We start from the raw sequence: 15,011 nt of genomic DNA, 5'->3' as shown, positions 1-15,011 counted from the left end.
GCCGCGTCCGGCACGGCCGACGCGGCCCCAGCGCTGCGGCGCGGCCGCCGCAGTGCGCGTCAGCCGTCGCTGCCCGCCGCCGAGAACGCGCCTCGCGCCATGCGGTGCAAGAGGGTCGCCGTGGTCTGCCGCCCGGGCAGGGAGCCGGGGCGGCCCAGGTGCGGGGTCGAGTTGAGGAGGCCGAACACCGAATGGACCGCCGAGCGGGCGGCGGGCTCGGCCAGCGTCGGGTAGACCTCGCGCAGCACCTGCACCCATAGCTCGACGTACTGCCGCTGGAGCTGCCGTACCAGCTTGCGGTCGGCGTCCCGGAGGCGGTCCAGCTCGCGGTCGTGCAGGGTGATCAGGGGGCGGTCGTCGAGCGCGAAGTCGATGTGCCCCTCGATGAGCGAGTCGAGCACCGCTTCGGGACCGGCTCCCCCGTCCGCCTCCGCCAGGCGCCGCTTGGCTCCCGTCAGCAGCTGGCCGCTGATGCCCACCAGCAGCTCCGCGAGCATCGCGTCCTTGCCCGGGAAGTGCCGGTACAGACCGGGGCCGCTGATGCCGACCGCGGCGCCTATCTCGTCGACGCCGACGCCGTGGAAGCCGCGCTCGGCGAAGAGCCGGGCGGCCTCCTTGAGGATCTGCTCGCGACGGGTGGGAGCGTCGGTTCTGGTGACCATGCAAGCAATTCTAGACAGCGAGGTTAGCGGTCGTTAACCTGGAGGAAATGGTTAACGCTCATTAACAGTAGGACCACTGGGTGAGGGGACCGCAGGATGCAGGAGGCACCGGAGCTGACGAGCGCGGCAGATCCCGCGTCGGAGGCCTGGCGGGCCAATGAACAAGCCCATCTCGCACTCGTCGACGAGCTGCGCGCCAAGCTGGGCGCCGCGGCTCTCGGCGGCGGCGAGAAGGCCCGCGCCCGGCACACCGCGCGCGGCAAGCTGCTGCCGAGGGACCGGGTGGACACGCTGCTCGATCCCGGGTCGCCCTTCCTGGAGCTGGCCCCCCTCGCGGCCGACGGGATGTACGACGGGCAGGCACCGGCCGCCGGCGTGATCGCCGGGATCGGGCGGGTCAGCGGGCGCGAGTGCGTGGTCGTCGCCAACGACGCCACCGTCAAGGGCGGCACGTACTACCCGATGACGGTGAAGAAGCACCTGCGCGCGCAGGAGGTGGCCCTCGACAACCGGCTGCCGTGCGTCTACCTCGTGGACTCCGGCGGCGCCTTCCTGCCCATGCAGGACGAGGTGTTCCCGGACCGCGAGCACTTCGGGCGCATCTTCTACAACCAGGCCCGGATGTCCGGCGCCGGGATCCCGCAGATCGCGGCGGTCCTCGGGTCGTGCACGGCCGGCGGCGCGTACGTCCCGGCCATGAGCGACGAGGCCGTGATCGTCCGCAACCAGGGCACGATCTTCCTGGGCGGCCCGCCCCTGGTGAAGGCGGCCACCGGCGAGGTCGTCACCGCGGAGGAGCTGGGCGGCGGCGAGGTCCACTCCCGGATCTCCGGCGTCACCGACCACCTCGCCGAGGACGACGCGCACGCCCTGCGGATCGTGCGCAACATCGTCGCCACCCTGCCCGCCCGGCAGTCCCTCCCGTGGGAGGTCACGCCGGTCGCGGAGCCCAAGGTGGACCCGTACGGGCTCTACGGCGCAGTCCCGGTGGACTCCCGCACCCCCTACGACGTGCGCGAGATCATCGCGCGCGTGGTCGACGGCTCCCGGTTCGCCGAGTTCAAGGCCGAGTTCGGGCAGACCCTGGTCACCGGCTTCGCCCGGATCCACGGCCACCCGGTCGGGATCGTCGCCAACAACGGCATCCTCTTCTCCGAGTCCGCCCAGAAGGGCGCGCACTTCATCGAGCTGTGCGACCAGCGCGGCATCCCGCTGGTGTTCCTGCAGAACATCTCCGGCTTCATGGTCGGCAGGGACTACGAGGCGGGCGGCATCGCCAAGCACGGCGCCAAGATGGTGACGGCCGTGGCGTGCACCAGGGTCCCCAAGCTGACCGTCGTGGTCGGCGGCTCGTACGGCGCGGGCAACTACTCGATGTGCGGCCGGGCCTACTCCCCCCGCTTCCTGTGGATGTGGCCCAACGCCAAGATCTCCGTGATGGGCGGCGAGCAGGCCGCCTCCGTCCTCGCCACGGTCAAGCGCGACCAGCTGGAGGCGCGCGGCGAGGGCTGGCCGGCCGAGGACGAAGAGGCCTTCAAGGCGCCGATCCGCCGGCAGTACGAGCGCCAGGGCAACGCCTACTACGCCACCGCCCGCCTCTGGGACGACGGCGTGATCGACCCGCTGGAGACCCGTCAGGTGCTGGGACTCGCCCTGACGGCCTGTGCAAACGCGCCCCTGGGTGACCCCCAGTTCGGCGTCTTCCGGATGTGAGGAGGGGAACCGTGTTCGACACAGTGCTGGTGGCCAACCGGGGCGAGATCGCCGTACGGGTCATCCGTACGCTCCGCTCGCTGGGCGTGCGCTCGGTGGCGGTCTTCTCCGACGCCGACGCGGACGCGCGGCACGTACGGGAGGCCGACACGGCGGTACGGATCGGTCCGGCGCCCGCGGCCGAGAGCTATCTGTCGGTGGAGCGGCTGCTGGAGGCCGCCGCCCGCACCGGCGCCCAGGCCGTCCACCCCGGGTACGGCTTCCTCGCCGAGAACGCGGGCTTCGCGCGCGCGTGCGAGGAGGCGGGGCTGGTCTTCATCGGCCCGCCCGCGGACGCGATCGCCCTGATGGGCGACAAGATCCGCGCCAAGGAGACGGTGAAGGCGGCCGGGGTGCCGGTCGTGCCGGGTTCCAGCGGCAGCGGGCTCTCCGACGTCCAGCTGGCCGACGCGGCCCGGGAGATCGGGACCCCCGTGCTGCTCAAGCCCTCGGCGGGCGGCGGCGGCAAGGGCATGCGCCTGGTGCGGGACGTGACCAGGCTGGAGGAGGAGATCGCCGCCGCCCGCCGCGAGGCCCGCGCCTCCTTCGGGGACGACACGCTCCTGGTGGAGCGGTGGGTCGACCGCCCCCGGCACATCGAGATCCAGGTGCTGGCGGACGGCCACGGGGGCGTGGTCCACCTCGGCGAGCGCGAGTGCTCGCTGCAGCGCCGGCACCAGAAGATCATCGAGGAGGCGCCGAGCGTGCTCCTCGACGAGGAGACCCGGGCCGCGATGGGTGAGGCGGCCGTCCAGGCTGCGCGCTCGTGCGGGTACCGGGGCGCGGGCACGGTGGAGTTCATCGTCCCGGGCGGCGACCCGTCGTCGTACTACTTCATGGAGATGAACACCCGCCTCCAGGTGGAGCACCCGGTCACGGAACTGGTTGTGTCCGTTGGTGCGGCTGGCGCCGCGGGAGGGCTCGACCTGGTCGAGTGGCAGTTGCGGGTGGCGGCCGGGGAGCGGCTGGGCTTCGCGCAGGAGGACGTCCGGCTCACCGGGCACGCGGTCGAGGCGCGGATCTGCGCCGAGGACCCCGCGCGCGGATTCCTCCCGTCCGGCGGCACGGTGCTGCTGCTGAACGAGCCGCAGGGAGACGGAGTGCGCACTGACTCCGGGCTCAGCGAGGGCACCGAGGTGGGCAGCCTGTACGACCCGATGCTGTCCAAGGTCATCGCCTACGGCCCCGACCGGGAGACGGCGCTGCGCAAGCTCAGGGCCGCCCTCGCCGAGACCGTGACGCTGGGCGTGCAGACCAACGCGGGCTTCCTGCGGCGGCTGCTGGCCCATCCGGCCGTGGTGTCGGGCGAGCTGGACACCGGTCTGGTCGAGCGGGTGGTGGACGAGCTGGTCACCACGGACGTCCCGGAGGAGGTGTACGAGGCGGCGGCGGCTGTACGGCTGGAGGAGCTGCGGCCTCGCTCCGAAGGCTGGACCGACCCCTTCTCGGTGCCGAGCGGCTGGCGCCTCGGCGGGACCCCCAAGCGGCCCGCGTTCGACCTGCGCGCGACCGACCCGGTCACGTACGCCCCGCGCGGCGCCCACACCGTCACCGGCGACCGGGTGTCCGTCACCCTCGACGGCGTCCGGCACTCCTTCCACCGGGCCGGCGACTGGATCGGCCGGGACGGCGACGCCTGGCAGGTGCGCGACCACGACCCGGTCGCGGCCTCCCTCTCCGGAGCCTCGCACGCGGGCGCCGACTCGCTGACCGCGCCCATGCCCGGCACGGTGACCGTGGTGAAGGTCGCCGTAGGCGACGAAGTGAGCGCGGGCCAGAGCCTGTTGGTGGTCGAGGCGATGAAGATGGAGCATGTCATCTCCGCCCCGCACGCCGGCACGGTCGCCGAGATCGACGTGACCCCGGGAGCGACGGTCGCCATGGACCAGGTGCTCGCCGTGATCGCACCACACGACAAGGAAGGCGTGGCGGCGGAATGAGCGCCGACGGACTGCCCATGGTCGTACCGGCCCAGGACCTGCCCCAGCGGGTGCGGATCCACGAGGTCGGCGCGCGCGACGGGCTGCAGAACGAGAAGATGACCGTGCCGACGGAGATCAAGGCGGAGTTCATCCGCCGGCTCGCCGACGCGGGTCTGACGACCATCGAGGCGACGAGCTTCGTGCACCCCAAGTGGGTGCCCCAGCTCGCCGACGCCGAGCAGCTGTACCCGCTGGTCGGCGACCTCGGTGCCGAACTCCCCGTGCTGGTGCCCAACCAGCGCGGCCTGGACCGGGCGCTGGCGCTCGGCGCCCGCCGGATCGCGGTGTTCGCCAGCGCCACGGAGTCCTTCGCGAAGGCCAACCTCAACCGGACGGTGGACGAGTCGCTGGCCGTCTTCGACCCGGTGGTGCGGCAGGCGAAGGACGCGGGCGGGCATGTGCGCGGCTATGTGTCCATGTGCTTCGGCGACCCCTGGGAGGGGGCGGTTCCGCTCCGTCAGGTGGCCCGCGTCTGCAAGGCGCTGACGGACATGGGCTGCGACGAACTGAGCCTCGGGGACACCATCGGGGTCGCGACCCCGGGCCACGTCCTCGAACTCCTCTCCCTGCTCAACGAGGAGGGCGTGCCCACCGACGTCATCGGCGTGCACTTCCACGACACCTACGGCCAGGCACTGGCCAACACCTACGCGGCACTGTCACACGGGGTCACGACGATCGACGCCTCCGCCGGGGGTCTCGGCGGCTGCCCCTACGCCAAGTCCGCGACCGGCAATCTCGCCACCGAAGACCTCGTGTGGATGCTGCAGGGTCTCGGCATCGACACCGGAGTCGACCTCGGCCGTCTCGTCGCCACCAGTGTGTGGATGGCCGCCCACCTGGGCCGACCCAGCCCGTCCCGCACCGTCCGAGCCCTGTCCCACAAGGAGCAGTGATCACTGTGGACCACCGCCTCTCCCCCGAACTCGAGGAACTCCGCCGTACCGTGGAGGAGTTCGCGCACGATGTCGTGGCGCCGAAGATCGGCGACTTCTACGAGCGGCACGAGTTCCCGTACGAGATCGTCCGCGAGATGGGCCGCATGGGCCTGTTCGGGCTGCCGTTCCCGGAGGAGTACGGCGGCATGGGCGGCGACTACCTGGCCCTCGGCATCGCCCTGGAGGAACTGGCCCGCGTCGACTCGTCCGTGGCCATCACCCTCGAGGCCGGTGTCTCGCTGGGCGCCATGCCGCTGCACCTCTTCGGCACCGAGGAGCAGAAGCGCGAGTGGCTCCCCCGCCTGTGTGCGGGCGAGATCCTGGGCGCGTTCGGCCTGACGGAGCCGGACGGCGGCTCGGACGCCGGGGCCACCCGCACCACGGCCCGCCTGGACCCGGACACGAACGAGTGGGTGATCAACGGCACGAAGTGCTTCATCACCAACTCGGGCACGGACATCACGGGGTTGGTGACGGTCACGGCGGTCACCGGCCGCAAGCCGGACGGCAAGCCGCGGATCTCGGCGATCATCGTCCCGTCGGGTACCCCCGGCTTCACGGTCGCCGCCCCCTACTCGAAGGTCGGCTGGAACGCCTCCGACACCCGCGAACTCTCCTTCCAGGACGTCCGGGTGCCCGCCGCCAACCTGCTGGGCGAGGAGGGCCGGGGCTACGCCCAGTTCCTGCGCATCCTCGACGAGGGCCGCATCGCCATCGCGGCCCTGGCCACGGGTCTGGCCCAGGGCTGCGTCGACGAGTCGGTCAAGTACGCCAAGGAACGCCACGCCTTCGGCCGGCCCATCGGCGCCAACCAGGCCATCCAGTTCAAGATCGCGGACATGGAGATGAAGGCCCACACGGCCCGCCTCGCCTGGCGCGACGCGGCCAGCCGCCTGGTCGCGGGCGAGCCCTTCAAGAAGGAGGCGGCCCTGGCCAAGCTCTACTCCTCCACGGTCGCCGTGGACAACGCCCGCGAGGCCACCCAGATCCACGGCGGCTACGGCTTCATGAACGAGTATCCGGTGGCCCGCATGTGGCGCGACTCCAAGATCCTGGAGATCGGCGAGGGCACCAGCGAGGTCCAGCGGATGCTGATCGCACGGGAGTTGGGGCTGGTGGGCTGACAGCCTCCCGATCGCGGAATCGGTCCGGCCCACACAGCCGTGCCGATCCCGTGCCCTCGCGGATCACATGCTCTCCCCGCCGCCAGGTCGAGGACGACAGCCGCCGGGCTGGGCCGCACGCCGTCGCCGCCAGGTGCGTTCGGGCGTGGAATTTCGCCAGAACTGGGTGACCACGCCGCATCGGGCGGGACGGTGCGCTCGACGGAGTGGCCGTCGCCTCCTCTCCCGGGGCTCGATGAACAGCGGCTCGATCATGTCGAGGAGGATGCCGCTCACGGGCGGCGGCACAGCGACCGTCGTGCGCGGGCAGGCCTGCGGCGCGCTCTTGCCGGCGCTGTCAAGGAGGCGATGACGCCGGCGCGTCGGCCCTGACGCTTCCTCGGCGGCGCAGGGGACCGTTCGAGGCGCAGCATTACTCCTCCCGGGTAGCAATCAGGACCGGCGCGACTCGGCCTCGGCCTCGGTGGAATCTACGACCCGACCACTGCCGCCGAACGCGTCGAGGGAGTCCACGGTTCTGCCCGGCCTCTGCACGGGTGAGCAGACGCCCCTCGGCGCTACGCGGCCTCGCGCTCGGAACCGAGAGGAACGAAAGCGGATGCAAACCAAGTGTGGGGGCCTGTGTCGCCTCACCGGATCGCCCACAGGCTTCACCTGGGTCGGCAGAAGCCTCGCCGCGGCGACCGGAGCCCTTCTCGCCGGGGTTCTCATCGCCCCGGCCGCGGTGGCCCAGAGCGGCCCCGTCGGTGGCGAAAAGTGCAAGTCGTCACGCACCATCAGTTCCGAAGTCAAGGACTTCGGGTCGTTCAGCCCGACCGAGATCCACGTGGCAACGAACCAGAAGGGGGACGCCTTCCTCAATGACAGCCGGAACCCGGGTGTCTGGGTGAATCTCGACGCCGTCCCCGGCACCCCCTCCTGCGTGGTGGGCAGCTCTGTGGGGATCGACGAAAGCCCCGAGGACGTCTACGTGACCCTGGTGGCCTCGACCGGGGCGTCCTACGAGGCCGTCTGCCGCTTGACCGCCACTCCGTTCAACGCGTCGAACCTGGTGGCGGCGTGCGGCACCGGGTTCGCCCCGATTCCCGGCACGCCCGTGTGACACCCCTCAGCCGCCCTCAGCGCCCCTCGGGTGCGCAGGGGCGCTGAGGGCGGCCTCGAAGTACAGGATGCGGGGGTCTTTGGGGTTGTTGGGGGTGAGTGCGCCCGGGCGTCAACGGCCGTGCAGAGGAGGGGGGTTCACGCTCGCCGTAGAGGGCCTTCGCATGTGCGGTCCAACCGGCGGCCCTGCGAACAATTTCGCGCCCGCCCCCCGAACGCCTTCGATCCACAGGCCTCTCATCCCTCCGGGCACGGGCGAGCAGGGGCGTCCCAGCGACCGGGACCGCCTCCTGGACAAGTACTGAGGTTAGGCTAACCTATCTTCGAACTGTTCCGGAGGGCGCTCCGCCCCGTTCGAAAGCAGCCATACCCATGTCCAACACCCGCGCCACCCACCTCACTCGCCGCGGCCTGCTCGCCGCGGGCGGCACCCTCGGACTCGGTGCGGCGCTCGCCGCCTGCGGGGACGGCAAGGGGAAGGACGCGGACTCCGGGAAGGCGGCCGAGAGCGGCAAGTCCGGCCCCTGGAGCTTCAAGGACGACCGCGGTACGACCGTGAAGCTGGCCAAGGTCCCGGCGAACATCGTCGCGTTCACCGGTGTCGGCGCCGCGCTGTACGACTACGGCATCCAGGTCAAGGGCGTCTTCGGCCCGACGAAGACCACCGGCGGCAAGGCCGACGTCCAGGCCGGCGACATGGACATCAGCAAGGTGACGGTCCTCGGCAACACCTGGGGGCAGTTCAACATCGAGAAGTACGCGGCCCTCGCGCCCGACGTGCTCATCACGACGATGTTCGACAACGCCGGCACCCTCTGGTACGTCCCCGCGGAGTCGGCGAAGAAGATCGCGCAGCTGGCCCCCGGCGTCGGCATCTCCGTCTACGACCGCCAGCTCACCAAGGCGTTGCAGCGCATGGGGGAGCTGGCCGAGTCGCTGGGCGCCGACATGAAGGCCGCCAAGGTGACGGACGCCAAGAAGCGGTTCGAGGACGCGGCCGCCCGGCTGCGCGCCGCGGCCAAGGCCAAGCCCGGCATCAAGGTGATGGCCGCTTCCGCGAGCGACCAGCTCTTCTACGTCTCCGGCACCGACCTCTCCATCGACCTGGAGTACTTCAAGGCCCTCGGCGTGAACTTCGTGGAGCCGCCGGAGAGCGCGAAGAAGCAGGGCGGCGGCTGGTACGAGTCGCTGAGCTGGGAGAACGTCGACAAGTACCAGGCCGACATCATCATGATGGACGACCGGTCCTCGGCGATTCAGCCCGCCGACATCACCAAGGCGACGTGGAAGAAGCTGCCTGCGGTCAAGGCGGGGCAGGTCGTCGCTCGGTCGCCCGAGCCGATTCTGTCGTACGACAAGTGCGTGCCGCTGCTGACGAATCTGGCGGAGGCCTTGGAGAAGGCCGAGAAGGTCAGCTGAAGCCCCTTTCCTGAACAGCAACCTCAGGAGCCTCCTATGACGACGGCCGTAGCCGCCCCGTTCCGCTTCTTCTCTCTTCAGGTCGTACGGACGAGGCGGCTCGGGCCGTCTCTGGTCCGGGTCACCTTTGCCGGGGCCGATCTGCACGCCTTCCACTCGGACGGGCGTGACCAGTCCCTGTCACTGTTCCTGCCGCATCCGGGCCAGAGCGAACCCGTCGTACCGCTGGAGCCGGGACGGGGGTCCCCCCGCTCGAGCGAAGCCGAGAGTGGGGGAGGGTGGTGGCAGGGGTGGCGTGAACTCCCGGACGACGTGCGGGCCGTGATGCGGTCGTACACCCTCCGGTCCCTGCGCCGCGATCCCGACGAGATCGACGTCGACTTCGCCCTGCACACGCCCGCCGGGCCCGCCTCCCGCTGGGCCTCCCGGACCGCCGCCGGTGACCGGGTCCTGCTGCTCGGACCGGCCATCGCCGACAACCGGGCGATCCGGTTCCGGCCGCCGGCCGACACCGACCTCGTCGTCCTCTGGGGCGACCAGACCGCCGTGCCCGCCGCCACCGCCATTCTCGAGTCCCTCCCGTCCGGCACGCGTGTCCGCGCCTGGCTGGAGGTGCCGCACGCCGGTGACATCCAGGACGTGGCGACCGAGGCGGACGCGGAGATCACATGGCTCGTACGGCATGACGGGTCCCCCATGGCCGTCGACGCCGTACAGACCGCTCAACTCGCAGCCGCCGAAAGGCCGTACGTATGGATCGCCGGTGAGTCCGGCCGGGTGAAGGAGCTGCGCCGGCACTTCGTCGGCGAGCGCGGGATCGACCGGCGGCGCGTCACCTTCGTCGGGTACTGGAGGCAGGGCCTGACGGAGGAACAGCTCCGCTCGGCCGGCGAGTAACTCCCCCTGGAGTGACGCCAGTCACGGCAGAGGCGCGCCTCGACCCATGAAACTTAGGTTAGGCTAACCTAAATTAATCCCCCGCACGGACTGTCCCTCGGAGGACCCCCACATGCGCTCGCACCTGCTCAATGGCCTCACCGCGGAGCACTACCGCCGCTCCGTGACCGAAGGAGTCGAGCGGGTGGCGGCCAAACTCGCCACCACCGACCGTCCGTTCACCGGCGTCACCGTGGACGCCCTCACCCCCCGCATCGACGCGATCGACCTGGACCGGCCGCTGGGCGACACCACCGCGGTCCTGGACGAGCTGGAGCACGTCTACCTGCGGGACGCGGTCTACTTCCACCACCCCCGCTACCTCGCCCACCTCAACTGCCCGGTGGTCATCCCGGCGGTGCTCGGCGAGGCCGTGCTCTCCGCGGTCAACTCCTCCCTGGACACCTGGGACCAGTCGGCGGGCGGCACCCTCATCGAGCGCAAGCTCATCGACTGGACGACCGCGCGCATCGGCCTGGGCGAGAACGCCGACGGTGTGTTCACCTCCGGCGGCACCCAGTCCAACCTCCAGGCGCTGCTCCTCGCCCGCGAGGAGTCGAAGCCAGGGCAGGCAGGGTGGGAAGAAGGGGCCTCCCTCGCCAAACTGCGCGTCTTCGCCTCCGAGGTCAGCCACTTCAGCGTGAAGAAGTCCGCGAAACTGCTCGGCCTGAGCGCGGACTCCGTCGTGTCCGTCCCCGTCGACCGCGACAAGCGGATGCGGACCGTCGCCCTCGCCCGCGAGCTGGAGCGCTGCCGTCGCGACGGCCTCGTCCCCATGGCCGTCGTAGCCACCGCCGGCACCACCGACTTCGGCTCCATCGACCCGCTGCCCGAGATCGCAGAGCTGTGCGAGCAGTTCACCACCTGGCTGCACGTCGACGCGGCCTACGGCTGCGGACTGCTCGCCTCCCTCAAGTACCGGGACCGCGTCGAGGGCATCGAGCGCGCCGACTCGGTCACCGTCGACTACCACAAGTCCTTCTTCCAGCCGGTGAGTTCCTCGGCCGTGCTGGTCCGGGACGCCTCCACCCTGCGCCACGCCACCTACCACGCGGAGTACCTGAATCCGCGCCGCATGGTGCAGGAGCGCATCCCCAACCAGGTCGACAAGTCCCTGCAGACCACCCGCCGCTTCGACGCCCTCAAGCTGTGGATGACGCTGCGGGTGATGGGCGCCGACGGCATCGGCGAACTCTTCGACCAGGTCTGCGAGCTGGCCCAGGAGGGCTGGTCGCTGCTCGCCGCCGACCCCCGTTACGACGTCGTCGTGGCGCCTTCGCTCTCCACCCTCGTCTTCCGCTACATCCCGGCCGCCGTCACCGACCCGGCCGAGATCGACCGCGCCAACCTGTACGCCCGCAAGGCCCTGTTCGCCTCCGGCGACGCCGTGGTGGCGGGCACCAAGGTCGGCGGCCGCCACTACCTGAAGTTCACCCTGCTCAACCCCGAGACGACGCCGGCCGACATCGCCGCCGTCCTCGACCTGATCGCCGGCCACGCCGAGCAGTACCTGGGAGAGTCCCTTGACCGCGCGTCCTGAAGCCCACAGCACGACCTACGACTTCGTGGGGATCGGGCTCGGCCCGTTCAACCTCGGCCTCGCCTGCCTGACGGAGCCGATCGCCGAACTGGACGGCGTCTTCCTCGACTCCAAGCCCGACTTCGAGTGGCACGCGGGCATGTTCCTGGACGGCGCGCACCTCCAGACCCCGTTCATGTCGGACCTGGTCACGCTGGCCGACCCGACCTCGCCGTACTCCTTCCTCAACTACCTGAAGGAGAGGGGCAGACTGTACTCGTTCTACATCCGCGAGAACTTCTATCCCCTGCGGGTCGAGTACGACGACTACTGCCGCTGGGCGGCGAGCAAGCTCGGCAGCGTCCGCTTCAACACCACGGTCACCGAGGTGACGTACGAGGAGGAGCGCTACGTCGTCCGCACCCGGACCGGGGAAACGTTTCGTGCCCGGCACCTGGTCCTCGGCACGGGAACGGTCCCCCATGTTCCGCAGGCGTGCCAGGGGCTGGGCGGCGACCTCGTCCACACCGCCCAGTACATGCACCGCAAGGCGGAGCTCCAGGGCAAGAAGTCCATCACCGTCGTCGGCAGCGGCCAGAGCGCGGCGGAGATCTACTACGAGCTGCTCTGCGAGATCGACGTCCACGGCTACGACCTCAACTGGGTCACCCGCTCCCCGCGGTTCTTCCCGCTGGAGTACACCAAGCTGACCCTGGAGATGACCTCCCCGGACTACATCGACTACTTCCGCGCGCTGCCCGAGGAGACCCGCTACCGGCTGGAGAAGCAGCACAAGGGCCTGTTCAAGGGCATCAACTCGGACCTGATCGACTCGATCTTCGACCTGCTCTACCAGAAGAACGTCGAGAGCGGCGACCGCCCGGTCCCCACCCGCCTGCTCACCAACTCCTCGCTGAACAGCGCCCGTTACGAGGACGGCTCGTACACGCTCGGCTTCCACCAGGACGAGCAGGGCAAGGACTTCGAGATCCGTACCGAGGGCCTGGTGCTGGCCACCGGCTATCACTACGAGCCGCCGGCCTTCCTCGGCCCGATCCGCGACCGCCTCCGCTTCGACGGCCACGGCCGTTTCGACGTCGCCCGCAACTACTCCATCGACACCACGGGCCGGGGCGTCTTCCTGCAGAACGCCGGCGTGCACACCCACAGCATCACCAGCCCCGACCTGGGCATGGGTGCGTACCGGAACTCGTACATCGTCCGTGAGCTGCTCGGCACCGAGTACTACCCGGTCGAGAAGACCATCGCGTTCCAGGAGTTTGCCGTATGACCTTCACATTCCGCCCGGTGGAGCCGCTGAAGGACGCCGGACTCCTCCACTCCTGGGTCACCCACCCCAAAGCGGCCTTCTGGATGATGCAGGACGCGAAGCCGGAGGACGTCGAGCGCGCCTACACGGAGATCGCGGCCGACGAGCACCACCACGCCCTGCTCGGCCTGCGGGACGGCGTGCCCGCCTTCCTGATGGAGAAGTACGACCCCGCCCGCCGTGAGCTGGTCGGGCTGTACGAGCCGCAGCCCGGCGATGTCGGCATGCACTTCCTCACCCCCGCGACCGGCACGCCCGTGCACGGGTTCACGCGGTCCGTCATCACCGCCGTGATGGCGCACCTCTTCGAGGACCCGGCCACCTCCCGGGTCGTCGTCGAGCCGGACGTGCGCAACAAGGCCGTGCACGCCCTGAACGAGGCGGTCGGGTTCGTGCCCGAGCGGGAGATCCAGAAGCCGGAGAAGAAGGCCCTGCTGAGCTTCTGCACGCGGGACCGGTTCGAGAGGGCGGTGGCCGCATGAGCCTCCCCGACGCCGTGGCCCATCTGTCCCCGGAGCGCTGGGGCACCGCCAACCGCCTCCTCGTCCGCAAGGCGCTCGCCGAGTTCGCCCACGAGCGGCTGATCACGCCCGAGCAGGAAGGTGACCGGTACGTCGTGCGCAGCGACGACGGGCTCACCGCCTACCGGTTCGCCGCCACTGTGCGCGGTCTCGACCACTGGCAGGTCGACGCCGAGTCCATCACCCGGCTCCGCGCCGGCACCGAACTCCCCCTCGCGGCCCTGGACTTCTTCATCGAGCTGAGGCAGGCGCTGGGGCTGAGCGACGAGATCCTGCCCGTCTACCTGGAGGAGATCTCCTCCACCCTCTCCGGCACCTGCTACAAGCTCACCAAGCCGAAGGTCACCTCGGCCGAGCTGGCGCGGAGCGGCTTCCAGGCGATCGAGACCGGGATGACCGAGGGCCACCCCTGTTTCGTCGCCAACAACGGGCGGCTCGGCTTCGGCATCCACGAGTACCTGTCGTACGCGCCGGAGACCGCGAGCCCCGTCCGACTGGTGTGGCTGGCCGCGCACCGCTCGCGGGCCGCCTTCACTGCGGGGGCCGGGATCGAGTACGAGGACTTCGTCCGGCAGGAGCTGGGGGCCGGGACCGTCGAGCGGTTCGACGAGACGCTCACCGGACAGGGGCTCGACCCCGCCGACTACCTGCTCATACCCGTCCATCCCTGGCAGTGGTGGAACAAGCTCAGCGTCACCTTCGCCGCCGAGGTGGCCCGCCGGCACCTGGTGTGCCTGGGCGAGGGCGACGACGAGTACCTGGCCCAGCAGTCCATACGGACCTTCTTCAACACCTCCGACCCGCACAAGCACTATGTGAAGACGGCCCTGTCCGTCCTCAACATGGGCTTCATGCGGGGGCTTTCGGCCGCCTACATGGAGGCGACACCGGCGATCAACGACTGGCTCGCCCAGCTCGTCGAGAACGACAGCGTGCTGAAGTCGACCGGCCTCACGATCATCCGGGAGCGGGCGGCCGTCGGCTACCGGCATCTGGAGTACGAGCAGGCCACCGACCGCCACTCGCCGTACCGCAAGATGCTGGCCGCGCTGTGGCGGGAGAGCCCGGTGCCGTCGCTGCGGGAGGGCGAGTCCCTCGCGACGATGGCGGCCCTGCTGCACGTGGACCACGAGGGCGCCTCGTTCGCGGGCGCGCTGATCGAGCGGTCGGGGCTGGCGCCCGCCGAGTGGCTGCGGCAGTACCTGCGGGCCTACCTCACCCCGCTGCTGCACAGCTTCTACGCCTACGACCTGGTCTTCATGCCGCACGGTGAGAACGTGATCCTCGTGCTGCGGGACGGGGTCGTCGAGCGGGCGATCTACAAGGACATCGCCGAGGAGATCGCCGTCATGGACCCGGACGCGGTCCTGCCGCCGGGGGTGCGGCGGATCCGCGTCGAGGTGCCCGAGGACAAGAAGCTGCTGTCGATCTTCACCGACGTCTTCGACTGCTTCTTCCGGTTCCTCGCGGCGAACCTGGCCGCCGAGGGAATCCTGGCGGAGGACGGCTTCTGGCGCACGGTCGCGGAGGTCACCCGTGAGTACCAGGAGTCGGCGCCGGAACTCGCCGACAGGTTCGCGCAGTACGACATGTTCGCGCCGGAGTTCGCACTGTCCTGCCTGAACCGGCTCCAGCTGCGCGACAACCGGCAGATGGTGGACCTCGCCGATCCGTCGGGCGCGCTCCAGCTGGTGGGGAACCTGAGGAACCCGATCGCCGGGTTCTGA

12 protein-coding genes are annotated in these 15,011 nt (G+C 70.3%); 11 read left to right on the top strand and 1 reads right to left on the bottom strand.

Translation table 11 applies throughout. The annotated features are described in order from the left end of the window. Positions 1 to 59 precede the first annotated feature (59 nt). On the bottom strand, positions 60 to 662 hold the full coding sequence (locus tag ACWC5O_RS07445; protein ID WP_450580514.1) for an SACE_7040 family transcriptional regulator: 603 nt from the start codon (positions 660 to 662) through the stop codon (positions 60 to 62). A gap of 96 nt (positions 663 to 758) precedes the next feature. Between ACWC5O_RS07445 and ACWC5O_RS07440 the strand changes: the two genes are divergently transcribed. From ACWC5O_RS07440 to ACWC5O_RS07390, 11 genes are all read left to right on the top strand, one after another. Further along, entirely contained in the window at positions 759 to 2,375 is a 1,617-nt protein-coding gene (locus ACWC5O_RS07440) for a carboxyl transferase domain-containing protein (RefSeq protein ID WP_450580513.1), read from the top strand. An 11-nt stretch (positions 2,376 to 2,386) separates the two neighbouring features. Beyond that, positions 2,387 to 4,354, top strand: a complete 1,968-nt coding sequence (locus ACWC5O_RS07435; RefSeq protein ID WP_450580512.1) for an acetyl/propionyl/methylcrotonyl-CoA carboxylase subunit alpha — start codon at positions 2,387 to 2,389, stop codon at positions 4,352 to 4,354. Further along, positions 4,351 to 5,292 (top strand): hydroxymethylglutaryl-CoA lyase, encoded by a 942-nt coding sequence (locus ACWC5O_RS07430; protein WP_450580511.1) that lies wholly within the window; start codon positions 4,351 to 4,353, stop codon positions 5,290 to 5,292. The genes ACWC5O_RS07435 and ACWC5O_RS07430 overlap by 4 nt, the downstream gene beginning before the upstream one ends. A gap of 5 nt (positions 5,293 to 5,297) precedes the next feature. Then, the gene (locus ACWC5O_RS07425; protein WP_450580741.1) at positions 5,298 to 6,458 is read left to right on the top strand and encodes an acyl-CoA dehydrogenase family protein; all 1,161 of its coding nucleotides are present in this window, start codon (positions 5,298 to 5,300) and stop codon (positions 6,456 to 6,458) included. A gap of 724 nt (positions 6,459 to 7,182) precedes the next feature. Beyond that, positions 7,183 to 7,560, top strand: coding sequence for a hypothetical protein (locus tag ACWC5O_RS07420; RefSeq protein WP_450580510.1), 378 nt, complete (start codon positions 7,183 to 7,185; stop codon positions 7,558 to 7,560). A 371-nt stretch (positions 7,561 to 7,931) separates the two neighbouring features. Next, positions 7,932 to 8,978 carry an ABC transporter substrate-binding protein gene (locus tag ACWC5O_RS07415; protein ID WP_450580509.1) on the top strand — a complete coding sequence of 349 codons (1,047 nt, stop codon included), beginning with the start codon at positions 7,932 to 7,934 and terminating at the stop codon, positions 8,976 to 8,978. Between the two features lie 36 nt (positions 8,979 to 9,014). After that, positions 9,015 to 9,875 (top strand): siderophore-interacting protein, encoded by an 861-nt coding sequence (locus tag ACWC5O_RS07410; protein WP_450580508.1) that lies wholly within the window; start codon positions 9,015 to 9,017, stop codon positions 9,873 to 9,875. Positions 9,876 to 9,987: 112 nt separating this feature from the next. Next, positions 9,988 to 11,454 carry a lysine decarboxylase DesA gene (desA, locus tag ACWC5O_RS07405; RefSeq protein WP_450580507.1) on the top strand — a complete coding sequence of 489 codons (1,467 nt, stop codon included), beginning with the start codon at positions 9,988 to 9,990 and terminating at the stop codon, positions 11,452 to 11,454. Further along, the gene (locus tag ACWC5O_RS07400) at positions 11,438 to 12,724 is read left to right on the top strand and encodes a lysine N(6)-hydroxylase/L-ornithine N(5)-oxygenase family protein (RefSeq protein WP_450580506.1); all 1,287 of its coding nucleotides are present in this window, start codon (positions 11,438 to 11,440) and stop codon (positions 12,722 to 12,724) included. The genes desA and ACWC5O_RS07400 overlap by 17 nt, the downstream gene beginning before the upstream one ends. Next, on the top strand, positions 12,721 to 13,245 hold the full coding sequence (locus ACWC5O_RS07395) for a GNAT family N-acetyltransferase (protein ID WP_450580505.1): 525 nt from the start codon (positions 12,721 to 12,723) through the stop codon (positions 13,243 to 13,245). The genes ACWC5O_RS07400 and ACWC5O_RS07395 overlap by 4 nt, the downstream gene beginning before the upstream one ends. After that, positions 13,242 to 15,011 carry an IucA/IucC family protein gene (locus ACWC5O_RS07390; RefSeq protein WP_450580504.1) on the top strand — a complete coding sequence of 590 codons (1,770 nt, stop codon included), beginning with the start codon at positions 13,242 to 13,244 and terminating at the stop codon, positions 15,009 to 15,011. Before ACWC5O_RS07395 ends, ACWC5O_RS07390 begins: the two co-directional genes overlap by 4 nt.

This window comes from Streptomyces sp. NPDC001450, assembly GCF_053597295.1.
Note: the sequence above shows the minus strand (reverse complement) of the source record. Positions and strands in the feature narration are given on the sequence as shown.

What these genes read in the sequence shown, in the direction of transcription:
- ACWC5O_RS07430 (WP_450580511.1), top strand. Translation starts at nt 4,351, where the DNA reads ATGAGCGCCGACGGACTGCCCATGGTCGTACCGGCCCAGGACCTGCCC.
- ACWC5O_RS07410 (WP_450580508.1), top strand. Translation starts at nt 9,015, where the DNA reads ATGACGACGGCCGTAGCCGCCCCGTTCCGCTTCTTCTCTCTTCAGGTC.
- desA (WP_450580507.1), top strand. Translation starts at nt 9,988, where the DNA reads ATGCGCTCGCACCTGCTCAATGGCCTCACCGCGGAGCACTACCGCCGC.
- ACWC5O_RS07395 (WP_450580505.1), top strand. Translation starts at nt 12,721, where the DNA reads ATGACCTTCACATTCCGCCCGGTGGAGCCGCTGAAGGACGCCGGACTC.
- ACWC5O_RS07440 (WP_450580513.1), top strand. Translation starts at nt 759, where the DNA reads ATGCAGGAGGCACCGGAGCTGACGAGCGCGGCAGATCCCGCGTCGGAG.
- ACWC5O_RS07445 (WP_450580514.1), bottom strand. Translation starts at nt 662, where the DNA reads ATGGTCACCAGAACCGACGCTCCCACCCGTCGCGAGCAGATCCTCAAG.
- ACWC5O_RS07415 (WP_450580509.1), top strand. Translation starts at nt 7,932, where the DNA reads ATGTCCAACACCCGCGCCACCCACCTCACTCGCCGCGGCCTGCTCGCC.
- ACWC5O_RS07390 (WP_450580504.1), top strand. Translation starts at nt 13,242, where the DNA reads ATGAGCCTCCCCGACGCCGTGGCCCATCTGTCCCCGGAGCGCTGGGGC.